This window comes from Burkholderia sp. SR8 (assembly GCF_052851275.1).
Genome location: NZ_JAULUC010000008.1, coordinates 248,833 through 269,448 on the forward strand (window position 1 = coordinate 248,833; position 20,616 = coordinate 269,448).

21 protein-coding genes are annotated in these 20,616 nt (G+C 70.1%); 10 read left to right on the top strand and 11 right to left on the bottom strand.

Annotation, left to right across the window (positions count from 1 at the left end; translation table 11 throughout):
• The first annotated feature begins 28 nt into the window (after window positions 1-28).
• The 10 genes from kdpC (at window position 29) to Q3A80_RS13375 (ending at window position 10,644) form a co-directional block, all read left to right on the top strand.
• Entirely contained in the window at window positions 29-610 is a 582-nt protein-coding gene (gene kdpC / locus Q3A80_RS13330) for a potassium-transporting ATPase subunit KdpC (RefSeq protein ID WP_446329447.1), read from the top strand.
• 145 nt (window positions 611-755) lie between these two features.
• Window positions 756-3,605 (top strand): DUF4118 domain-containing protein, encoded by a 2,850-nt coding sequence (locus Q3A80_RS13335; RefSeq protein WP_446329448.1) that lies wholly within the window; start codon window positions 756-758, stop codon window positions 3,603-3,605.
• Complete coding sequence (kdpE, locus tag Q3A80_RS13340; protein WP_446329449.1) at window positions 3,598-4,296, top strand: two-component system response regulator KdpE; 699 nt, start codon at window positions 3,598-3,600, stop codon at window positions 4,294-4,296. The genes Q3A80_RS13335 and kdpE overlap by 8 nt, the downstream gene beginning before the upstream one ends.
• A gap of 156 nt (window positions 4,297-4,452) precedes the next feature.
• Window positions 4,453-4,746 (top strand): putative hemolysin, encoded by a 294-nt coding sequence (locus Q3A80_RS13345; protein ID WP_446329450.1) that lies wholly within the window; start codon window positions 4,453-4,455, stop codon window positions 4,744-4,746.
• A gap of 175 nt (window positions 4,747-4,921) precedes the next feature.
• Complete coding sequence (gene sugE, locus Q3A80_RS13350) at window positions 4,922-5,242, top strand: quaternary ammonium compound efflux SMR transporter SugE (RefSeq protein ID WP_446329451.1); 321 nt, start codon at window positions 4,922-4,924, stop codon at window positions 5,240-5,242.
• A 267-nt stretch (window positions 5,243-5,509) separates the two neighbouring features.
• Window positions 5,510-6,127 carry a DUF4126 domain-containing protein gene (locus tag Q3A80_RS13355; RefSeq protein WP_040144699.1) on the top strand — a complete coding sequence of 206 codons (618 nt, stop codon included), beginning with the start codon at window positions 5,510-5,512 and terminating at the stop codon, window positions 6,125-6,127.
• Window positions 6,128-6,231: 104 nt separating this feature from the next.
• Window positions 6,232-8,736 (top strand): ABC transporter permease, encoded by a 2,505-nt coding sequence (locus tag Q3A80_RS13360; RefSeq protein WP_446329508.1) that lies wholly within the window; start codon window positions 6,232-6,234, stop codon window positions 8,734-8,736.
• 42 nt (window positions 8,737-8,778) lie between these two features.
• Window positions 8,779-9,189 (top strand): group II truncated hemoglobin, encoded by a 411-nt coding sequence (locus Q3A80_RS13365; RefSeq protein ID WP_446329452.1) that lies wholly within the window; start codon window positions 8,779-8,781, stop codon window positions 9,187-9,189.
• Window positions 9,190-9,292: 103 nt separating this feature from the next.
• Window positions 9,293-10,024 (top strand): alanyl-tRNA editing protein, encoded by a 732-nt coding sequence (locus Q3A80_RS13370; RefSeq protein ID WP_446329453.1) that lies wholly within the window; start codon window positions 9,293-9,295, stop codon window positions 10,022-10,024.
• Window positions 10,021-10,644 (top strand): DUF924 family protein, encoded by a 624-nt coding sequence (locus Q3A80_RS13375; RefSeq protein WP_446329454.1) that lies wholly within the window; start codon window positions 10,021-10,023, stop codon window positions 10,642-10,644. The genes Q3A80_RS13370 and Q3A80_RS13375 overlap by 4 nt, the downstream gene beginning before the upstream one ends.
• Window positions 10,645-10,758: 114 nt before the next feature.
• On the opposite strand, the gene Q3A80_RS13380 is transcribed toward Q3A80_RS13375, so the two are convergent.
• The 11 genes from Q3A80_RS13380 to Q3A80_RS13430 all read right to left on the bottom strand — a co-directional run bounded on the left by Q3A80_RS13380 (window position 10,759) and on the right by Q3A80_RS13430 (window position 20,322).
• Complete coding sequence (locus tag Q3A80_RS13380) at window positions 10,759-12,654, bottom strand: glycosyl transferase (protein WP_446329455.1); 1,896 nt, start codon at window positions 12,652-12,654, stop codon at window positions 10,759-10,761.
• Window positions 12,655-12,880: 226 nt separating this feature from the next.
• Window positions 12,881-13,642 carry an SDR family oxidoreductase gene (locus Q3A80_RS13385; RefSeq protein ID WP_446329456.1) on the bottom strand — a complete coding sequence of 254 codons (762 nt, stop codon included), beginning with the start codon at window positions 13,640-13,642 and terminating at the stop codon, window positions 12,881-12,883.
• Window positions 13,643-13,664: 22 nt separating this feature from the next.
• Window positions 13,665-14,246, bottom strand: coding sequence for an LOG family protein (locus Q3A80_RS13390; RefSeq protein ID WP_446329457.1), 582 nt, complete (start codon window positions 14,244-14,246; stop codon window positions 13,665-13,667).
• Window positions 14,243-14,998, bottom strand: a complete 756-nt coding sequence (locus Q3A80_RS13395) for a TetR/AcrR family transcriptional regulator (RefSeq protein ID WP_446329458.1) — start codon at window positions 14,996-14,998, stop codon at window positions 14,243-14,245. The genes Q3A80_RS13390 and Q3A80_RS13395 overlap by 4 nt, the downstream gene beginning before the upstream one ends.
• A 203-nt stretch (window positions 14,999-15,201) precedes the next feature.
• Window positions 15,202-15,741 carry a diacylglycerol kinase gene (locus tag Q3A80_RS13400; protein WP_446329459.1) on the bottom strand — a complete coding sequence of 180 codons (540 nt, stop codon included), beginning with the start codon at window positions 15,739-15,741 and terminating at the stop codon, window positions 15,202-15,204.
• Window positions 15,738-16,772 (bottom strand): glycosyltransferase family 4 protein, encoded by a 1,035-nt coding sequence (locus Q3A80_RS13405; protein WP_446329460.1) that lies wholly within the window; start codon window positions 16,770-16,772, stop codon window positions 15,738-15,740. Before Q3A80_RS13405 ends, Q3A80_RS13400 begins: the two co-directional genes overlap by 4 nt.
• A gap of 30 nt (window positions 16,773-16,802) precedes the next feature.
• The gene (locus tag Q3A80_RS13410; protein ID WP_446329461.1) at window positions 16,803-17,738 is read right to left on the bottom strand and encodes a UDP-2,3-diacylglucosamine diphosphatase; all 936 of its coding nucleotides are present in this window, start codon (window positions 17,736-17,738) and stop codon (window positions 16,803-16,805) included.
• A 282-nt stretch (window positions 17,739-18,020) separates the two neighbouring features.
• Entirely contained in the window at window positions 18,021-18,530 is a 510-nt protein-coding gene (locus Q3A80_RS13415; protein ID WP_446329462.1) for an RDD family protein, read from the bottom strand.
• Window positions 18,531-18,545: 15 nt separating this feature from the next.
• Window positions 18,546-19,310, bottom strand: coding sequence for a DUF3106 domain-containing protein (locus Q3A80_RS13420; RefSeq protein WP_446329463.1), 765 nt, complete (start codon window positions 19,308-19,310; stop codon window positions 18,546-18,548).
• Between the two features lie 26 nt (window positions 19,311-19,336).
• Window positions 19,337-19,762: a DUF3619 family protein gene (locus Q3A80_RS13425; protein ID WP_446329464.1), complete on the bottom strand. Its 426-nt coding sequence runs from the start codon at window positions 19,760-19,762 to the stop codon at window positions 19,337-19,339.
• Entirely contained in the window at window positions 19,759-20,322 is a 564-nt protein-coding gene (locus Q3A80_RS13430; RefSeq protein ID WP_014896488.1) for an RNA polymerase sigma factor, read from the bottom strand. The genes Q3A80_RS13425 and Q3A80_RS13430 overlap by 4 nt, the downstream gene beginning before the upstream one ends.
• Between the last annotated feature and the right edge of the window lie 294 nt (window positions 20,323-20,616).

Here is a 20,616-nt window from a genome sequence, read left to right on the forward strand (position 1 = left end):
TGCGCGATACCTGAAAGGAACAACCATCATGAAAACGTTGCTTCGCCCGCTCGTCGTGATCTTCGTCGTACTGACCGCCGTGACGGGGCTCGCTTACCCGGCGGCGATGACCGTGTTCGGCCAGGCCGTGTTCCCGTCGCAGGCGAACGGCAGCCTGATCGAGCGGGACGGCAAGGTGGTCGGCTCCGCGCTGATCGGCCAGTCGTTCGATGCGCCGAAGTACTTCTGGGGCCGGCTGTCGGCCACGTCGCCGATGCCGTACAACGCGGCCGGCTCCGGCGGCTCGAACCTCGGCCCGCTGAATCCGTCGCTCGCCGACCAGGTGAAGGCGCGCATCGCCGCGCTGCGCGACGCGGGTACCGACCTGTCGAAGCCCGTGCCGGCCGACCTCGTGACGGCGTCCGCGAGCGGCCTCGATCCGGAGATCACGCCGGCCGCCGCCGCGTACCAGGTCGAGCGCGTCGCGAAGGCGCGCAAGCTCACGACCGACGCGGTCGCGCAGCTCGTCGCCGCGAACACGACGGGCCGCCAGTTCGGCGTGCTCGGCGAGCCGCGCGTGAACGTGCTCAAGCTGAACCTCGCGCTCGACGCGGCGCAAGCCGCGCACTGAGCGACGGCCTCGCGGCGCGGCGCGGCATGCTGCGCGCCGCGCCGGCATTGACCGACGGCGCATGCGCCGTCTTTGCCTTTTGCAGCGATTTGGAACCACAATGCGTGTATCCCGCGCGCCAACCGGCGCTTCGCCATCCTGACGCATGAACCGCCCCGATCCCGACCAACTCCTCGACAAGCTGCAGCGCGATGAAGAAAAGCAGCGGCGCGGCCAACTGAAGATCTTCTTCGGCGCGTCCGCCGGTGTCGGCAAGACCTATGCGATGCTGCAGGCCGCGCGCCAGCGGCTGCAGGACGGCGTCGACGTCGTCGTCGGCATCGTCGAGACGCACGGCCGCAGCGAAACCGCGGCGCTGCTCGACGGCTTCGACGTGCTGCCGCTCGCGCGCATCGAGTATCGCGGCCGCACGCTCGGCGAGTTCGATCTCGACGGCGCGCTCGCGCGTGCGCCGCAGCTGATCCTCGTCGACGAACTCGCGCACTCGAACGTGCAGGGCGCACGTCATCTGAAGCGCTGGCAGGACGTCTACGAACTGCTCGACGCGGGTATCGACGTGTACACGACGGTCAACGTCCAGCATCTCGAAAGCCTGAACGACGTGGTCGGCGCGATCACCGGCATTCGCGTATGGGAAACCGTGCCCGATCGCGTGTTCGACGCGGCCGACGAGGTCACGCTGGTCGACCTGCCGGCCGAGGAACTGCTCGAGCGGATGCGCGACGGCAAGGTCTATCTCGCGCAGCAGGCCGAGCGCGCGGTGCGCAACTTCTTCCGCAAGGGCAACCTGATCGCGCTGCGCGAACTCGCGCTGCGGCGCACGGCCGATCGCGTCGACGCGCAGATGCGCGAGTACCGCGCCGACCGTTCGATCCAGCGCATCTGGCAGGCGCGCGAGCGATTGCTCGTCTGCGTCGGGCCCGGCCCCGAAGCGCCGACGCTCGTGCGCGCGGCCGCGCGGCTCGCCACGAGCGTGAAGGCCGACTGGATCGCCGTATACGTGGAGACGCCGCGGCTGCAGCGGCTGCCGGACGCGCAACGGCAGCGCACGCTCGACGCGCTGAAGCTCGCGGCCGAGCTCGGCGCGGAGACGGCCACGCTCGCCGGCGACGACGCGCTCGCCGCGCTGATCGGTTATGCGAAGGTGCGCAACGTGTCGAAGATCGTCGCGGGCGGCTCGTCGAAGGTCGGGCTCGCACGCCGCTTCGCGCGGCCGTTCGGCGAGCGGCTCGCCGAGCGCGCGGGCGACGTCGACCTGATGCTGATCCGCGCATCGGCGAGCGACGACGCGCGGGCGGCGCCGCGCGACGCGCGCGCCCGCGACTGGCGCGATGCGTTCGCGCAGTTCGGCACGCGGCGTTCGCCGCCGCGCCACTATGTGTATGCAGCCGCGATCTGCGCGGCGATTACCGGCGTCGCGAGCGTCGTGTCCGCGCGGCTCGACCTGACCAACCTCGTGATGCTGTACCTGCTCGGCGTCGTGTTCTCGGCCGTGCGGCTCGGGCGTGGCCCGGGCGTGCTGCAGTCGTTCCTGTCGGTCGCCGCGTTCGACTTCTTCTTCGTGCCGCCGCGGATGTCGTTCTCGGTCAGCGACACGCAATATCTGCTGACCTTCTTCGGGATGCTGCTCACGTCGCTCGTGATCAGCCACCTGACGTCGACGCTCACGCGCCAGGCGAGCGTCGCGCAGCACCGCGAGCGCCGCACGGGCGCGATCTACGCGATGGCGCGCGAACTCGGCGCGGCACTGACGACCGAGCAGATCGTCGAGATCGGCAGCCGGCACGTGAGCGAGGTGTTCCGCGCGCGCGTCGCGTTCCTGCTGCCCGACAGCGCGGACCAGGTGCGGCAGAAGATCGAGGAGCCCGACGCGGCCGTGACGCTGACCGGCGCGGACCTCGACAGCGATGTCGGCCAGTGGGTGTACGACCAGCAGAAGCCGGCCGGCCGCGGCACCGACACGCTGCCCGCGACCGCCGCGCTGTACCTGCCGCTGAAGGCGCCGATGCGCACGCGCGGCGTGCTCGCGGTCGCCTCGCGCGAGCCGCGCGAACTCGAGGTGCCCGAGCAGCAGCGGATGCTCGATGCGTTCGCCGCGCAGATCGCGCTTGCGCTCGAACGCGTGCACTACGTCGAGATCGCGCGCGACGCGCTCGTCAGCATGGAATCGGAACGGCTGCGCAACTCGCTGCTGTCGGCGATCTCGCACGACCTGCGCACACCGCTCACGACGATCGTCGGTTTTTCGTCGATGCTCGCGAACGGCCGCGCGGCCGCGGCCCGCGCGCCGGCCGGCGACGCGGCGGCCGAGCGGTCCGCGCAACGCGAAGCCGAGCTCGTCGACGCGATCCACGACGAGGCGCTGCGGATGACCGGAATCGTCACGAACCTGCTCGACATGGCGCGTCTGCAGGCCGGGAGCCTGCAGCTCAAGCGCCAGTGGTCGCTGCTCGAGGAAACCGTCGGCGCTGCGCTCGCCGCGTGCAAGCGCGTGCTCGCGCGCCATCCGGTGCACGTCGCGCTGCCGGCCGACCTGCCGCTGCTGCAGACGGACGCGGTGCTGATGGAGCGGCTGTTCGCGAACCTGTTCGAGAACGCGGCGAAGTACACGCCGGCCGACGCGCCGATCGACATCGGCGCCGAACGCGTGACCGACGCCGGCCAGGCGTTCGTGCGCGTGTACGTCGACGATCACGGCCCCGGCCTGCCGGCCGGGATGGAAACGCGGATCTTCGACAAGTTCACGCGCGGCGAGAAGGAGTCGGCGACGCCCGGCATCGGCCTGGGCCTCGCGATCTGCCGCGCGATCGTCGACGCGCACGGCGGTACAATCGGCGCGCTCAACCGTACCGGGCCCGATGGCCGCGTGACGGGTGCGCGCTTCTGGTTCACGCTGCCGGTCGACACGCCGCCGCCCGTGCCCGCCGTACCCGACGACGACCTCGACGCGCCCGGCGCGCCGTCTTCCTCCGAGCCCTTGCCAGACCATGAGTGAACCGAGCCTGACCGTCGTCCTGATCGAGGACGAAAAACAGATCCGCCGCTTCGTGCGCGCCGCGCTCGAGGAGGAGGACATCGCAGTGTTCGAGGCCGAGACAGGCAAGCAGGGGCTGATCGACGCGGCGACGCGCAAGCCAGATCTCGTGATCGTCGACCTCGGTCTGCCCGACACCGACGGCCTCGACGTGATCCGCGAGCTGCGCGGCTGGTCCGAGGTGCCGGTCATCGTGCTGTCGGCCCGCACGCAGGAAGAGGAGAAGGTGGCCGCGCTCGACGCGGGCGCCGACGACTACCTGACCAAGCCGTTCGGCGTGTCCGAGCTGCGCGCGCGGATTCGCGCGCAGCTGCGCCGGCGCAACCAGGGCGGCGCGCACGAGTCGCCGAAGGTGGGCTTCGGCAACGTGACGGTCGATCTCGCGCTGCGCCAGGTGTGGCGCGATGGCGAGATCGTGCATCTGACGCCGCTCGAGTACCGGCTGCTCGCGACGCTCGTGCGGCACGCGGGGCGCGTGCTCACGCACCGGCAGCTGCTGCGCGACGTGTGGGGGCCGTCGCACGTCGAAAGCCCGCACTATCTGCGCATCTACATGGCGCATCTGCGCCAGAAGCTCGAGCGCGATCCCGCGCAGCCCGAGCACATCGTCACCGAAACGGGCGTCGGCTACCGGCTCGTCGGCGCCGCGTGACGTGCCGCCATGCCGCGTGATGCGGCCGGAATGCAAGGCCGCAGGCCGGTGAAGTGGCATCGGCGCGACACTGCCGCCGCGGGCGCGTGCCAAGCACACCGGCCGCGCATTCCCCGCTATGCTGACCGTTCCGCGAACGAATCCGAGGAGCGTGCAATGTCCGTCCGTCTGGTCGTCATCGCTGCGCTGGCGCTTGCCGCGTCCGGCGCGCTCGCGCAGCCGCTGCCGCCGGGGCAGCAGCCTTCCGCGCCGCCGCGCGCGGCGCTCGCCAATCCCGCGTCGGTCAATTGCGAGAAGCTCGGCGGCCGGCACGTGATCCGCAACCTGCCGCGCGGGCAGGTCGGGATGTGCGTGTTCAAGGACGGCCGCGTGTGCGACGAATGGGCGCTGTACCGCGACGACCGCTGCGTCGGCGGCGTCGGCGCCAGGCGCGCGTCGCAGAGCGACTGAGCGCGGCGGGAAAGCGCTTTCCGGGCCATACCGCGGCGGCGCCCGCGACGGCCGGCCGGCGCCGGCTCGATCCGGCAGCCTCGTAAGCGTCTTGTTATACTCGGCGCCGCCCGCGGACGACCGCGGGTCATTCGCTTCAACGGGGACGGCCCCATCCGGTACGGAGTACGTCGAGATGGCGTGGGTATTGTTGTTGATCGCCGGTTTGCTGGAAGTGGCCTGGGCGGCCGGCATGAAATCGTCCGAGGGCTTCACGAAACTCGGACCATCGGTGTTTACGATCGTCACGGCGCTGGCCAGCTTCGGGCTGCTCGCGGTCGCGATGCGCCAGCTGCCGCTCGGCACCGCGTATGCGGTATGGACGGGCATCGGCGCGGTCGGCGCGTTCGTGTTCGGCATCGTGATGATGGGCGAGGCGCTGACCGTCGCCCGCGTCGCGAGCGCGTCGCTGATCGTGATCGGGCTGATCGGACTGAAACTGTCGTCGGCCGCCTGACGCCGACATGCCGACGCGGCGGGCGCCGCCGCGCGCCGCTTGCCCGCACCCGCACCCGCACCCGCACCCGCACCCGCACCCGTCCGTGATGCACCGCGGAATTGCGCCGGCCCTCCCGAGAGCCTGTCTATAATGGAACGTATTCGGGCCTGAATGCCGTCGTGCCGTGCGCGGCACGCGGCACTGGTCGCCACGCGCCGCGCGGCCGGTCATACCGACTCGATCCGATCAATCGGCAAATCGCACGGAAAGTGCAAGGAGAGGGCCATGATCGAAGCCATTTCGCTCGGCGCGGGGCTCGCGTGGGCGAGCGGGCTGCGCCTTTACCTGACGGTGCTGATCGCCGGCGTGCTCGCGCGGGTCGGCTGGCTCCATCTGCCCGATACGCTCGCGGTGCTGACGTCGCCGTGGGTCATCGGCGCTGCCGCCGTGCTCGCCGTCACCGAATTCCTTGCCGACAAGATCCCCGCGTTCGACTCGCTGTGGGATGCCGTGCACACGTTCATCCGCATCCCGGCCGGCGCGGTGCTCGCCGCCGGCGCGCTCGGCCATGCCGACCCGACGGTGCTCGCGGTCGCCGGGCTCGCCGGCGGTTCGCTCGCCGGTGCCGCGCACGTCGCGAAGGCCGGCACGCGCGCATTGATCAACCTGTCTCCCGAACCGATCTCGAACTGGGTCGCATCGTCCACCGAGGACGGGCTCGTGTTCGGCGGCCTCGCGCTCGCGTTCTTCGTGCCGCTCGCGTTCCTCGTGCTGCTCGCGGCGTTCATCGCGGCATCGGCGTGGGCGTTGCCGCGTCTGTGGCGCGGCGTGTCGGGCGGCTTCCGCGGGATGGCGAACCACATGGTGTCGCGGCTCAATTCGATCGGGGGCAAGCGCGATTGAAGGCGCCGTCACCCGTCGAGCCGCGGCACACTGACGCGCCGGCCGGGCGGCCTGCCCATGCCGGCCGCTTCGGCTGGCACGACCTGATCCGCCAGGCCGCGCGCATGACCGCGCGCGACTGGCGCGCCGGCGAGCTCACGCTGCTCGTGCTGGCGCTGGTGCTGGCCGTCGCCGCGCTGACGAGCGTCGGCTTTCTCGCCGACCGGTTGCGGCAGGGGCTCGAGCGCGACGCGCGCCAGATGCTCGGCGCCGATTTCGTCGTGCGCGCCGACCATCCGGTGGATCCGTCGTTCGATCGCGAAGCGCGCGCGCTCGGGCTGCGCACCGCGACGACCGCGATCTTCCCGAGCATGATCGCGCCGGCCGCCGGCGCGCAGGCGGGCGGCGCGGCGCCTTCACGCCTCGCGGCCGTGAAGGCCGTGTCTCCCGGCTATCCGCTGCGCGGCGCAGTCGAGATCGTGCCGGCCGGCGCGCGCGTCGCGCTGAAGGCGACCGCGATTCCCGCGCCCGGCACCGTGTGGGCCGATCCCGCGCTGCTCGATGCGCTGCATCTGAAGGCGGGCGACACCGTGCGCGTCGGCTTGCGCACGTTCACGGTCGCCGCGTCGATCTCCCGCGAACTCGATCGCGGCTTCTCGTTCGTCAATTTCTCGCCGCGGCTGATGATGCGCGCGGACGAACTCGCGGCGACGGGGCTCACCGGCTACGGCAGCCGCGTCACGTACCGGCTGCTGGTCGCCGGCGACACGCCGGCCGTCGCGCGCTTCGAGGCCTATGCGCACGGTCGCGTCGACGGCGGCAAGCTGCGCGGCGTCGGTCTCGAATCGCTGCAGGAAGGCCAGCCGCAAGTGCGCCAGACGCTCGATCGCGCGCGCCATTTCCTGACGCTCGTCGCGCTGCTGACCGCGCTGCTCGCGGCGGTCGCGATCGCGATGGCCGCGCAGCGCTACATGCGGCGCCATCTCGACGGCTGCGCGACGATGCGCTGTCTCGGCGTGAGCCGGCGCACGCTCGGCGCGCTGTTCGCGCTCGAATTCGCCGGCATCGGCATCGTGTCGGGCGTCGCCGGTGCGGTGCTCGGCTACGGCGGCCACTGGGCGCTGCTCGCCGCGCTCGGCGGCCTGATCGACGTCGTGCTGCCGCCGCCGACGCTCTGGCCGGCGCTCGTCGGAATCGGCGCCGCGCTCGTGCTGCTGCTCGGCTTCGCATTGCCGCCGCTCGCGCCGCTCACGCGCGTGCCGCCGGTGTGCGTGCTGCGCCGCGACTGGGGCGACGCGGCGCGCACCGCGTGGGCCGCGTACGCGCTCGGCGTCGTGCTGTTCGCGGGGCTGCTGATCGTCGCGGCCGGCAACCTGAAGCTCGGCCTGATCGTCGCGGGCGGGTTCGCGGGCGCGCTGGTCGGGTTCGCGCTGATCGTGCGGCTCGTGCTGTACGCCGCCGCGCGCGCGGTGCGCAATGCACGCGTGGCCGCCGGCATCGGTTGGCGCTACGCGCTTGCATCGCTGCACCGGCGCGGCACGGCGAGCGCGCTGCAGATCACCGCGCTCGCGCTCGGCCTGATGTGCCTGCTGCTGATCGCGATCACGCGCAACGACCTCGTCGCCGGCTGGCGGCAGTCGACGCCGCCCGACGCGCCGAACCAGTTCCTGATCGACATCCAGCCCGACCAGCGCGACGACGTCGCCGCGTGGCTCGCCGCGCACGGCGTGCGCGACGCGGTGCCCGCGCCGATGGTGCGCGGCCGGCTCGTCGCGATCAACGGCAAGCCGGTGAATCCCGATGCGTATCCGTCCGACGAAGCGCGCCGCCTCGTCGACCGCGAGTTCAACCTGTCGTATACGACCGAGCTGCCGGCGGACAACCGGATCGTCGAAGGCGACTGGTTCGGCAATTCGGCGCGGCCGCAGATCTCGATCGAGGCCGGGCTCGCGAAGACGCTGAACGTGAAGCCGGGCGACACGCTGCGCTTCGACGTGACGGGGCTGACCGTCGACGCGCCGATCACCAGCGTGCGCAAGCTCGACTGGGGCTCGTTTCGCGTCAATTTCTTCGTGCTGATGCCGCCGCCGGTGCTGAAGGATTTCCCGGCCGTGTACCTGACGAGCTTCCACCTGCCGGCCGCGCAGGCGGCGCTGCTCGATCCGCTGATCGCGCGCTACCCGAACCTGACGGCGATCGACGTCGCGCCGATCCTCGCGCAGCTGCAGCGGATGATGCTGCAGGTCGTCGGCGCGGTGCAGTTCCTGTTTGCGTTCACGCTCGCGGCCGGCGTGCTCGTGCTGTACACCGCGCTCGCCGGCTCGCGCGACGAGCGCGTGCGCGAGGCCGCGCTGCTGCGCGCGCTCGGCGCGTCGCGTGCGCAGGTGAATGCGGTGCAGCGCGCGGAATTCGTCGTCGTCGGCGCGCTGGCGGGCGCGCTGGCGTCGGCGGGCGCGATCGCGGTCGGCTGGGTGCTCGCGTCGCGCGTGTTCGACTTCCAGCTCGCCGTCGATCCGTGGCTCGTGCCGGCTGGCATCGCGGCCGGCGTCGCGTGCGCCGGTGCGGCCGGCTGGCTGAGCCTGCATAATGTGTTGCGGCGCCCGGCGCTGCAGTCGCTGCGCGACGCATGAGCGTCGCCGGCGGCCCCGACCATCCCGTTTCCGATTATCCGTATGACCGATGTGAATGATGAAGCGCCGTCGCAGCCGACGGCGTTCGAGCTCGTGGGCGGCGAAACCCGCGTGCGCGACATGGTGGACCGCTTCTACGACCTGATGGATCTCGAACCCGAGTTCGCGGAGATTCGCGCGCTGCATCCGGCGTCGCTCGACGGCTCGCGCGACAAGCTGTTCTGGTTCCTGTGCGGCTGGCTCGGCGGCCCCGACCACTACATCAGCCGGTTCGGCCATCCGCGGCTGCGCGCGCGGCACCTGCCGTTCCCGATCGCGTCGGTCGAGCGCGACCAGTGGCTGCGCTGCATGGCATGGGCGATGGACGACATCGGGCTTGCCGAGCCGCTGCGCGAACGGCTGATGCATTCGTTCTACGACACGGCCGACTGGATGCGCAACCGGCCCGGTTGATCGACCGGTACGCTGCTGTCCGGCTGCCGGCCGATCTGCGTCTGGGCGGCTGTCCGGCGCGGCGCGACACTGACCGTTTCCCCATCGATACGAGGCTCGCCCGATGACGACCCAGGCCCTGTTTCGCGAAGATGCATATCTGACGCAGTGCGACGCGATCGTCGCGGCCGTCGGCGATGACGGCATCCGGCTCGATCGCACGGTGTTCTATCCGCTCGGCGGCGGGCAGGCCGGCGACAGCGGCACGCTGACGCTGCGCGACGGCAGCACGATCGCGATCGCCGACACGCGCAAGGCGAAGTTCGACGGCGCCACGCCCGACGATGCCGTGCACGTGCCGGCAGCCGGCCAGGAGGCGCGCCTCGCGGCGCTCGCACCCGGCGCGCGCGTGGTCGCCGACATCGACTGGCTGCGCCGCTACCGGCACATGCGGCTGCATACGGCTGCGCACCTGATGTGCGCGGTACTGCCGTATCCGGTCGACGGCTGCAGCGTGACGGCCGACTACGTGCGGCTCGATTTCGCGACGTCGGACGCGATCGACCGCGCCGACGTCGAACGCCGCCTCGCGGCGCTGGTGCACGGCGCGCATGCGGTCACGACCGAATGGATCACCGACGCGGAAATGGCCGAGCGGCCCGAACTCGTGCGCACGATGAGCGTGAAGCCGCCGATGGGGCTCGGCCGCGTGCGGTTGCTGCGGATCGACGGCATCGACCTGCAGCCGTGCGGCGGCACGCACGTGCGCAATACGTTGGAAATCGGCGACCTGCGGGTCGCGAAACTTGAAAAGAAGAGCGCGCGGACACGGCGCCTCGTACTGGAGTTTGCATGACGATCGACGACCATCACCGGACGGACGGCGCCGCGGCGCTCGATCCGCAAGCGCGCGAGATTCTCGATTTCTGGTTCGGCGCGCCGGATTCGGCGGCGTTCGGCCACGCGCGCAAGGTGTGGTTCAACGGCGGCGCGGCGTTCGACGACGAGCTGCGCACGCGTTACGGCGCGCTGCTCGACGCCGCATGCGACGGCGCGTGCGACCACTGGGCGCGCACGCCGCTCGGCGCGCTCGCGCTGATCGTGGTCCTCGACCAGTTCTCGCGCAACATCCATCGCGGCACGCCGCGCGCGTTTGCCGCCGATCCGAAGGCGCTGGCGCTTGCTCGGCGGGTCGTCGCGGCGGGGTGGGACGCGCAGCTGCCGAGCGGCCATCACCGCGCGTTCGCGTACCTGCCGTTCGAGCATGACGAATCGGATGAAAGCCAGCGGGAGGCGGTGCGGCTGTGCGCGGGCATTCGCGGCGAGGCCGGATGCGAGAGCTATCACGACTACGCGTTGCGCCACGCGGCCGTGGTCGAGCGCTTCGGCCGGTTCCCGCACCGCAACGCGATCCTCGGCCGTACGTCGACCGACGACGAGGCGGCCTTCCTGCGGCAGCCGGGTTCGTCGTTCTGACGGGCCGGGGAGGCGGCGCGGCCGAAGTGAAGCCGCTTTCTCGCGCCGCGCGCGGCAGCTTCCGTCAGCCGCCGGGCGGATGACGACGGCGCCGTCGAGCGGCGCCGGTTTCGGTTACTGCACGCCGTGTTCCTCGGGCGTGCGCACGTAGACGCGCAGCAGTTCCTCGTTGTCGCCCGGGCGCGCACCGGTCCAGAACAGCTTCCATTCGCTGCCCGGTGCCGGATCGACGGCCCGCACGCCCTGGACGATCATCCACGTGCAGCGCGTCGTCTTCGCGTCGTCGATCGGCGTGTGCTGGATCCCGGAGAAGTAGTACAGCATCGGCGCTTCGGATTCGCCGAGCCCGTGCAGGCTCGCCATGCAGTCGCCGTCGCTCCATTCGAGCGCCAGATGCGCGTTCAGGTCGTCGAACACCGAGCGGTAGCTCTTCGCGACGTCGAGCCACGGCAGCAGCAACGTATACACGAGCCCCCATGCGACCAGCGCGCCCGCGCCCCACGACAGCGCGCCGCGCCACGGGCCGGTCGTGCGCAGCTTCGGCAGCAGCGTCAGCCAGCCGACCGTCAGCACGAGTGCGCCGAGCACGAGCGCTGGCACGATCGGCATCGTCCAGTCGAGCGGCAGCCAGCGGCCGAGCAGTGCGACGCTCGCGTGCGATGCATTCGGATCGGCCATCACCGCCCAGATTCCCCACGCGAGCGCGACGACGGTGCCGAACAGCAGACGGCTCAGGTAGTCCCACGCGAGATGCAGTCCGCGCGGCAGGCGCTCGATCGCCTGCGCGGCGACCAGCGCGAGCGGCGCGAAGAACGGCAGGATGTAGAGCTGGCGTGAGGTCGCCGACACCTGCAGCACCGCGAGGCCGATGCCCGCGAACAGCACCGGCAGCGCGATGCGCGGCGTGCGCCAGTCGCGCCAGGCGCCGCGCGCGAGCGCGACGATCGCGAGCGGCGCGACCGGGAAGCCGACCAGCAGGAACGCACGCAGGATGAAGAACGGCTTGTCGTTTTCCGCGCCGAGTTCCGGCACCGAGAAGCCGAAGAAGCGGCCGACGTTGTTGTCCCAGAACCACGTCATGAACAGCGTTTCGGAGCGCAGGAACAGCGCGGTCGGCCAGATCAGCGCGAACGGCGCGAACACGAGCGCGGCGACGCCGAGCGAGCGCGCGAACGCGCGCGTACGGCAGGCGGGGTAGAGCACGAGCGCGCCCGTGACCGTGGCCGCGAACACGAGCGGCACGAACAGCCCCTTCGCCATCAGCGCGATGCCGACGCCCGCGCCGAAGATCGGCGCGGCCCAGCGGCCGGCCGGCCGCACCGGCAGCCCGTGCTGCATCTGCCGTCCGCGTGCGACGTGCTGCATCACCAGTTCGAGCAGTCCGCAGAAGCCGATCGCGGTGCCGGCGAACAGCGCGACGTCCGTCATCATGTCGTGCACGTGCTTGATGACGACGAGCGTGCCGGCGCTGAGCACGACCGGCCCGATCACGCGCAGGTCGAGCCAGCGCTCGGCGCGGCTCGCAGTGCGCGCCGCGCGTGCGATGAAGCCGAACGCGAGCACCGCGAACAACGCGCTCGCGAGCCGTGCGGCGTCGTGCAGCGGCATCACGCGCTGCAGCAGCCATGCGAGACTCGTCGCGACCCACGCGTAGAGCGGCGGCTTTTCCATGAACGGCAGGCCGGCGTTGGTCGGCACGACGAAGTCGCCGGTCTCGAGCATGTGCTGGATGATGCCGAACGTGTAGGTTTCGTCCTGCTTCCACGGATCGTGGCCGAGCACGCCGGGCAGCGTATACGCGCAGACGAGCGCGGCGACCAGCAGCCACACGCGCCAGCCGAGCCCCAGCAAGCGATCGCGGGAGGCGTCCGGCGCGGCCGTGTCGGACGCGGCGGGCGTGCCGGCGGCATGGAGTGTCGAGCTGAGGTCGGGATCGGCGGCTGAGCGGGCGGGCGTGGCCGGAGCGGGCACGGACGTGCGTCGCCGGCCGGGCGCTGCGGTTCCTGGCATGGAAAAGATCTCGGTCGGGTCAAGCCGGTCCGGCGACATGGGCCGGACCATTAAGGGTCGCATCGTGGCGAAATGACAGCCGGATGACCGACTGTTCGACTCGGCGCTAGTAAAGCACGGATCTGTTACGAATGTTTACTGAAAGCGTCACGATATTGTGGAGATTTGTGGTGTCGTGACCGCGGCGGGCTTCAGACGGCCCATTTGGGCGTTTTACGGGGCACGATCAGCGCCCGCCGCCGACGTCGAGCAGGGCGCCCGTCGTATAGGACGCCGCGTCGCCGAGCAGCCAGACGATCGCTTCGGCGACTTCCTGCGCTTCGCCCGCGCGGCCGAGCGGCGTCTGCGCGCCGAGGCGCGCCGCGCGGCCCGGCTGGCCGCCGCTCGCATGGATGTCGGTCTCGATCAGGCCGGGACGGACCGCGTTCACGCGCACGCCGTGCGGGCCGAGTTCCTTCGCGAGGCCGATCGTCAGCGAATCGACCGCGCCCTTCGAGCCCGCGTAGTCGACGTATTCGTTCGGCGAACCGAGCCGGGACGCGATCGACGACACGTTGACGATCGCGCCGCCCCGCCCGCCGCGGTCGGTCGACAGCCGGCGCGCGGCTTCGCGCGCACACAGGTATGCGCCGAGCACGTTGGTGTCGAACATCCGCCGCAGCCGGTCGACCGGCATGTCGGCGAGCGGCATCGACGGCGCGACGATCCCCGCATTGTTGACGAGCGCGTCGAGGCGGCCGAACGTGGCCGTCACCGTGTCGAACATCGCGACGACGTCCGCTTCGCTCGCGACGTCGCCGGCGACCACGCACGCGCGTGCGCCGGCATCGCGCACGGCCTGCGCGGTCAGCTCGGCGGCCGCCGCGTCGCGCGCGTAGTTGATGCCGACGTCCCAGCCGCGCGCGGCCGCGAGCACCGCGGTCGCGCGGCCGATGCCGCGGCTCGCGCCGGTGATCAGGACGGCCTTGCGCTCGGATGGTGCGGACATCGCGTGCGGCTCCGGAAAAGCGTTACTTGGCCGCGCCCGATGCCCACTTGTCGCGGGCGGGCGGCTGATAGCCGCGCAGCTGTTCGATCAGCGCGACGGGCTCGGAAGCGATGCACAGCGCGTCGAAGTAGGTCGCGCGCATGAAGCCTTCGTCGACCGTATGGCGCAGCAGCGCGATCAGCGGATCGTAGAACGAATCGATGTTGTACAGCGCGACGGGCTTGCGGTGATAGCCGAGCTGCGCCCACGTGTAGACCTCGAACAGTTCCTCGAGCGTGCCGGCGCCGCCGGGCATCGCGACGAACGCGTCGGCGAGGTCGGCCATCATCTTCTTGCGGTGGTGCATGTCGGGCACGACGTGCAGCTCGGAAAGCCCCGTATGGCCGACTTCCTTGTCGACCAGCAGCTCGGGAATCACGCCGACCGCGCGGCCGCCGGCCGCCATCACTTCATCGGCGATCACGCCCATCAGGCCGACGCGGCCGCCGCCGTAGACGAGCGTCAGGCCCGCGTCGACGAGCGCACGGCCGAACGCGCGCGCGGCATCCGCATAGACGGGCCGCGCGCCGGACGACGAGCCGCAATACACGCAGACTGCCTTCATTGTTTCGTATCCTTCGCGGCGGGTTTGGTCACGACCGGGCTGCCCGCCGGGCGCGGCGAACCGTCGCGCGGCGGCAGGTAGTCGGTGAACTGGCGCTTCGGCAGCTTGCCGGAGACGAGATCGTCGAACAGCTGGCGCGACCGGCCGCGCAGGTACGGCGCCATGACCGAGATCACGTGCATGCTGACCTGGTGCAGCTCTTCGCGGATCGCGTCCTGGTCGTTGTACTTGCGCGGGTGCATCACGTACTGATACGACAGCCAGTACGTCGAGATCACGGCCATGTTGGTGGCGATGACTTCGATCTCGGCGGGCGTCGCGACCATTTCGCCATCGGACACGAGCAGCTCGCACATGTCGTGCGCGAAGCGCACCTTGTGGCTGATGATCTGCTTGAAATGCGTTTCGAGCGTGCGGTTGCGTGCGAGCAGGTCGTTGAGGTCGCGATACAGGAACCGGTAGGTCCACATGAAATCGGCCATGTACTGCAGGTACGACCAGGTCTCGTCGATCGTCGGACGGTGATCTTCGGGGAAGCGCAGCCGCCGTTCGATCTGCTGCTCGAACTGCGCGAAGATGCTGTTGATGATGTCGTCCTTGTTGCGGAAATGGTAGTACAGGTTGCCTGGACTGATTTCCATTTCCTCGGCGATCGTCGTGGTCGTGACGTTCGGCTCGCCGATCTCGTTGAAGAGTTTCAACGACAACTCGAGAATCCGTTCGCGGGTGCGGCGGGGAGGTTTCGCTTCCATGTCGTCCGGCCCTGTGTGTGCCGGACTGGCGGGCGCTGCAATCGATGCTGCGAGATTCGTCCGGCGCGGGTTGCTGTTCTAAGTCTGGCGGACGATTATAAACCGCTGTTTCCTTACAACGGGCGCATTTCGTGTGCGCAATGCATGCGGCGGCGTGCTGCACCGCCGCAAGCCCGCATCGCGGCGGGCGCCGCCGGATGCGGCTAGAACCCCAGCCAGCCCGCGACGACCGGGCCGAGCACGAAGCCCCACGTCGTCACGCACGCGAACAGCGCGACCGTGACCGCCGCGCTGCCGAGGTCTTTCGCGCGCTTCGACAGTTCGTGGCGCTCGAGCGAGATGCGGTCGATCGCGGCCTCGACGCTCGAGTTCAGCAGCTCGACGATCAGCACCAGCAGCACCGAGCCGATCAGCAGCGCGCGCGACGCGGCCGGCACCGGCGAGAACGCGCCGATCGGCAGCATCAGCGCCGCGAGCGTGAGTTCCTGGCGAAATGCGCTTTCCTCGCGGATCGCGACGCGAAAGCCGTTCAGCGAATGCTTGAGCGCGTACCACGCGCGCGTGATGCCGCGGTGGCGCTTGTACGGGTTCGGCGGCAGCGGCGCCAGACGATCGTCCGGGCCGAGCGGTTCGTGCGGGTGCAGGTCCGCGTCGGCGTGCGGCTCTTCCTCGTCGAACGGACGATGCCGATGCGCCGCCGCGGCAGGGGGCGGGTGGTGGTTGTCGTTCAGGTCTCGTTTCAAACGGCGGCACCTTCGGCGGGCGAGTACGCGGTCTTCGGCAGCGGCTTCAGGTGCGATGCGAACTGCTCGGACGCCGCGCGCCACGAGAAGCGTTCCGCCCATGCGCGCGCGGTCTCGCGTTCGATCTTCAGCGCCTCGAGGCAGGCTTCCTGCAGGTCTTCGTGCATCGCACCGGCATGGCCCCCGCCGAGCACGTCGATCGGGCCCGTGACCGGGTAGGCGGCGACCGGCGTGCCGCATGCGAGCGCCTCCAGCAGCACGAGGCCGAACGTGTCGGTGCGACTCGGGAACACGAACACGTCGGCCGCAGCATACACCTTCGCGAGCTCCGCTTGGGACAGGACGCCGAGATAGTTCGCTTCCGGATAGCGCGACTTCAGCTCGGCGAGCGCCGGGCCTTCGCCCGCGACCCATTTCGAGCCGGGCAGGTCGAGCCGCAGGAACGCCTCGACGTTCTTCTCGATCGCGACGCGGCCGACGTACAGGAAGATCGGCCGCGCGGTGTTGAGCACCTTCGACTCCATCGGCCGGAAGATGTCGAGGTCGACGCCGCGCGTCCACAGCACGACGTTCGTGAAACCGAACTTCTCGAGGTCCTGCTTCACGACCGGGGTCGGCGCCATCACCGCGAGCGAGGGTCCGTGGAACCAGTGCAGGAACTTGTAGGTCGCCGCGAGCGGGATGCCGAAGCGCGCCTGCACGTATTCCGGAAAGCGCGTGTGGTACGCGGTCGTGAACGGCAGCTTGCGCGCGCGCGCATAGCGGCGCGCGGCGAGGCCGAGCGGGCCTTCGGTCGCGATGTGCAGCGCGTCGGGCGCGAACGCATCGATTCGTGCGCGCAGCTTGCGGTACGGCAGGATCGACAGGCGGATCTCCGGGTAGGTCGGGCAGGGCACCGTGCGGAATTCCAGCGGCGTCAGCATTTCGACCCGGTGGCCGAGCGCGGCGAGTTCGCGGGACGTGCTCTTCAGCGTGCGCACGACGCCGTTGACCTGCGGTTCCCACGCGTCGGTGACGATCATGATCTTCATCGCGGCATGTGTCCTGTAAGTGGAGTGGTGTCAGGCGGTGGCCTTGGCCTTGCGCGACGGGGCGGCGGACGGCGCGCTGCGCATCACCGTCCAGTAGACGATCTTCAGTTCGCCTTCCATTGTTTCGACGAGCGCGGACAGGCTCTCGACCCAGTCGCCGTCGTTGCAGTACAGCACGCCGTCGATGTCGCGGATCTCCGCCTTGTGGATGTGCCCGCAGACGACGCCGTCGCAGCCGCGGCGGCGCGCCTCGTCGGTCATCACGGTCTCGAACTGCGAGATGAAGTTGACCGCGTTCTTCACCTGGTGCTTCAGATACTGCGACAGCGACCAGTACTGGAAGCCGAGCCGGCTGCGGATCCGGTTGAACCAGCGGTTCAGCACGAGGATCAGCGTGTACAGCGTGTCGCCGAGATACGCGAGCCATTTCGCGTGCTGGATCACGCCGTCGAACAGGTCGCCGTGCACGATCCACAAACGTTTGCCTGCGAGCGTCGTGTGGAACGCCTCGCCGCGCACCTGGATGTCGCCGAACGCGAGATCGCAGAACTGCCGCGCGCCTTCGTCGTGGTTGCCCGGGATGTAGACGACCTGCGTGCCCTTGCGCGCCTTGCGCAGGATCTTCTGCACGACGTCGTTGTGCGCCTGCGGCCAGTACCAGCCCTTCTTCAGCTGCCAGCCGTCGATGATGTCGCCGACGAGGTACAGGTATTCCGAATCGTTGTGGCGCAGGAAGTCGAGCAGGTACGGCGCCTGGCAGCCGCTCGAGCCGAGGTGGATGTCGGACAGCCAGATCGTGCGGTAGCGGTGGGCGGACGGTTCGGGATCGTCATGCGCGGCGTGCGTGGTCGCCGGCTCGTGCGACGACAGCGCATCGGTTGCGGCCGCGCCGGACAGGAACGCGGTGACGGCGCGGGCGCCGAGCGGTTGACGGAACAGGGAGGTCGCGGACGTTTTCTGGCCCATGCATGACTCGCGCCGGTTGACATGCACGCATTGCGCCATGCGGGCGTGACCATGCCGTGACAGTCACGAGACGTTCTTATTACTGTCGTTGTCGCGTGTTTAGCAGTGAATGCGGCGGCGTTGCGTAATCTGCCGAACCGACCGGTGCGACGGTATCGGGCAGGCCGGGCGGGGCGGTCCCGCGCGCGTTTTCGACGGATTTCGCCGGATGGATGTGCTGCCGCGCGGCGCGGGCCGAACGCTCGCTGCGGGTGCAGCGCCGGTTGCGCGGAATCCGCCGCGTCAGCGCGGAATGGCGACGACGCGGGTGCGCGCGAGGCGGTCGTGCGGGAACTGGCGGCCGGCGTGCAGGCGCGCGGCGGCGGCCCACGCGGCAATCCATGCGGCCGCGATCGCGAGCGTGACGGGCACCGTCAGGCCGACGAGCGGATGCAGCGCGAGCGGCGGCAGGAACCACAGCCAGCCGAGCGCGTAGCGCACGAGCGCGTGGCCGGCGTTCAGCGGCCGGCCGCTCGACGATTCGAGCCGCAGCCGCCAGGTCTTCATCGGCAGCGTCTGGCCGCCGTGGGTCCAGAACCACACGAAATACGCGCCGACGACGAGCGCGATCCATGCGGCGAGCAGGTTGTGATGGACGAGGCCGTTGCGCTGCTGCGTCGCGAGGCCGAATGCGAGCCCGGCGAAGAACACCACGCCGAACAGCAGCACGGCTTCGTACAGCATCGCCGCGAGGCGGCGGCGCACGGACGGCGCGGTGACGGCCGGGGCGGCCGCAGCGGCGGAGGCGGGCACGTGCGTCACGGCCGCTCAGGAACCCTTGAACAGCGACGGGGCGTCGGCGGGCGATACCGGCGAGACGGCAGCCGGCGCGGCGGCGGGCCCGGTGCCGGACGTCGCCGACGCGGCAGGCGGCGGTACGCCGGCGCCGGCCGATGCGGGCACCGGCGCGGGCGCCGCGCTGCTCGCCGGATGGTCGTGCGAATTGACGAGGCGGCGCACATCGCGGTCGGCGACGGTCGGCGGCGCGCTGACGACGCTGGGTTTGCGCCGGCGCTCGGTCGCGGCGAGGCGCTGCTTCTGTTCTTCAGGCAGCTGCTGGTAGGCCTTCCATGCACGCTCGCGCGCCTGTGCGGACAGTTCCTTCGCGCTCTGATAATTCTCGCGCGCGACGCGGCGCTGCTCGGGCGTCATCCGCACCCATTCGGACATCCGTTCCTGCAGGTGTTTCTGCGCATCGGGCGTCAACTTCGCGAAACGCGATGCGATCTTCAGCCATTTGCGCTTGCGCGCGTCGCTGAAGCCGTCCCACTGGTCGGCGAACGGCGCGAGCGCCGCGCGTTGCGCGGGCGTCAGGCGCGCCCACGACAGCGGGCCGTTGGCGGCCGGCAGCGGCAGGGGCAGCGGCGGGAGTTCGGTGGTCAGGCCGGCCGCGGCCGAGGTCGGCGCGGGTGCACTGCTGGCCGCGGCGGAAGCCGCGGGGGGCGGGTTGAATCGGGAATAGGTGGCGACGTACGATATGGCGATCGCGATCACGCATCCGAAAAATACGGCCAGGCCGCGTTTCTGACTCACCCGTGCGATCCCCTCGTTATTGTCCGTTAGCGTGCGTGCGAAAGATACGCGTTGAACCCGTGATCGAGATACGCGTTGAGCGGCAGGTCGTCGCTGAGCATCGCCGCGTCGATGTCGGCGAGTTCGGCGGTGCGCTGCATGTCTTCCCAGTACGCGATGCCGACGAGCCCCGCGAGCAGCAGTGCGAGCGGCCACGCGCGCAGCAGGCGGCGCGCGAACGACGCGCGCGGGCGGCTCGCGGGCGGCGTGCCATACGTGCCGGCCGCACCGGCGAACGCCGGCACGAACACCGGCGCGGTCGCGGCTTCCGGCTTCTTGCGCGCGAGCGCGGCCCGGCGCGCGGCGGCCAGACGGTCGGTGGTCGCGGCAGGCAGCGCCGCGGCACGTTCGTCCAGCGCGCGGCGTACCTTCAGCGCGAATTCGTGTTCTCGATTTACGGGAGCGGAGCTCATAGCGTGATTCCTTTGGCCTTGAGCGCTTGCGCCAGGGTGTGGGTGGCTCGCGAGCAGTGCGTCTTGACGCTGCCTTCGGAGCACCCCATTGCGGCGGCAGTCTCGGCGACATCCATATCTTCCCAATAACGCATCAGGAACGCTTCCCGTTGACGCGTCGGAAGTTTCTGGATCTCTTCGTCGATCAGGGCCAGAACCTGTTCCCGCTCGAGGCGATGTTCCGTGCTCTCGACACCTGCATTGTCGTCCGCGGATTCGAGCGTTTCCAGCGGATCGAAGTCGTCGTCGTCCGTGTTGTTCAGCGACGAGAAGAGGGTGACCCACGTGTTGCGGACCTTCTGGCGGCGGAACCAGTCGTGGATCGCGTTCTGCAGGATCCGCTGGAACAGCAGCGGCAGCTCGGCCGCCGGCCGGTCGCCGTATTTCTCCGCCAGCTTGATCATCGCGTCCTGCACGATGTCGAGCGACGCATCGTCGTCCCGCACGGCGTACGCAGCCTGCTTGAACGCGCGCCTTTCGACGCCCGCCAGAAAGTCGGCGAGTTCCTTGTCTGATGCCATTCCGTAAAGGTATGCGCTGCGGACTGCGGCGTGTGAAAGGTCGAAAAATTTCGTAAAACCCGCGGATGCTAACAAATTTTCGCGCGACTTGGCACCGGTTGCAGCACGGCACGTTGCGCGCGAGCCGCGTGGGCGGACCGGCGGGCGGGCGCCATGATGCGCTGCGGGATATTTTGCTTGACGGCCCCACCACGACCCGCTATCGTCAGCGATTCGCAACATGAAGTGAAGGTCTCATTTGAGGCTGGCCCAAGAAGCCCGCCCTTCAACTGGACGCGCCGCTTGAACCCGAGC

Coding starts and splice junctions, on each gene's coding strand:
- kdpC (WP_446329447.1), top strand. CDS start 29: ATGAAAACGTTGCTTCGCCCGCTCGTCGTGATCTTCGTCGTACTGACC.
- Q3A80_RS13335 (WP_446329448.1), top strand. CDS start 756: ATGAACCGCCCCGATCCCGACCAACTCCTCGACAAGCTGCAGCGCGAT.
- kdpE (WP_446329449.1), top strand. CDS start 3,598: ATGAGTGAACCGAGCCTGACCGTCGTCCTGATCGAGGACGAAAAACAG.
- Q3A80_RS13345 (WP_446329450.1), top strand. CDS start 4,453: ATGTCCGTCCGTCTGGTCGTCATCGCTGCGCTGGCGCTTGCCGCGTCC.
- sugE (WP_446329451.1), top strand. CDS start 4,922: ATGGCGTGGGTATTGTTGTTGATCGCCGGTTTGCTGGAAGTGGCCTGG.
- Q3A80_RS13355 (WP_040144699.1), top strand. CDS start 5,510: ATGATCGAAGCCATTTCGCTCGGCGCGGGGCTCGCGTGGGCGAGCGGG.
- Q3A80_RS13360 (WP_446329508.1), top strand. CDS start 6,232: ATGACCGCGCGCGACTGGCGCGCCGGCGAGCTCACGCTGCTCGTGCTG.
- Q3A80_RS13365 (WP_446329452.1), top strand. CDS start 8,779: ATGACCGATGTGAATGATGAAGCGCCGTCGCAGCCGACGGCGTTCGAG.
- Q3A80_RS13370 (WP_446329453.1), top strand. CDS start 9,293: ATGACGACCCAGGCCCTGTTTCGCGAAGATGCATATCTGACGCAGTGC.
- Q3A80_RS13375 (WP_446329454.1), top strand. CDS start 10,021: ATGACGATCGACGACCATCACCGGACGGACGGCGCCGCGGCGCTCGAT.
- Q3A80_RS13380 (WP_446329455.1), bottom strand. CDS start 12,654: ATGCCAGGAACCGCAGCGCCCGGCCGGCGACGCACGTCCGTGCCCGCT.
- Q3A80_RS13385 (WP_446329456.1), bottom strand. CDS start 13,642: ATGTCCGCACCATCCGAGCGCAAGGCCGTCCTGATCACCGGCGCGAGC.
- Q3A80_RS13390 (WP_446329457.1), bottom strand. CDS start 14,246: ATGAAGGCAGTCTGCGTGTATTGCGGCTCGTCGTCCGGCGCGCGGCCC.
- Q3A80_RS13395 (WP_446329458.1), bottom strand. CDS start 14,998: ATGGAAGCGAAACCTCCCCGCCGCACCCGCGAACGGATTCTCGAGTTG.
- Q3A80_RS13405 (WP_446329460.1), bottom strand. CDS start 16,772: ATGAAGATCATGATCGTCACCGACGCGTGGGAACCGCAGGTCAACGGC.
- Q3A80_RS13410 (WP_446329461.1), bottom strand. CDS start 17,738: ATGGGCCAGAAAACGTCCGCGACCTCCCTGTTCCGTCAACCGCTCGGC.
- Q3A80_RS13425 (WP_446329464.1), bottom strand. CDS start 19,762: ATGAGCTCCGCTCCCGTAAATCGAGAACACGAATTCGCGCTGAAGGTA.
- Q3A80_RS13430 (WP_014896488.1), bottom strand. CDS start 20,322: ATGGCATCAGACAAGGAACTCGCCGACTTTCTGGCGGGCGTCGAAAGG.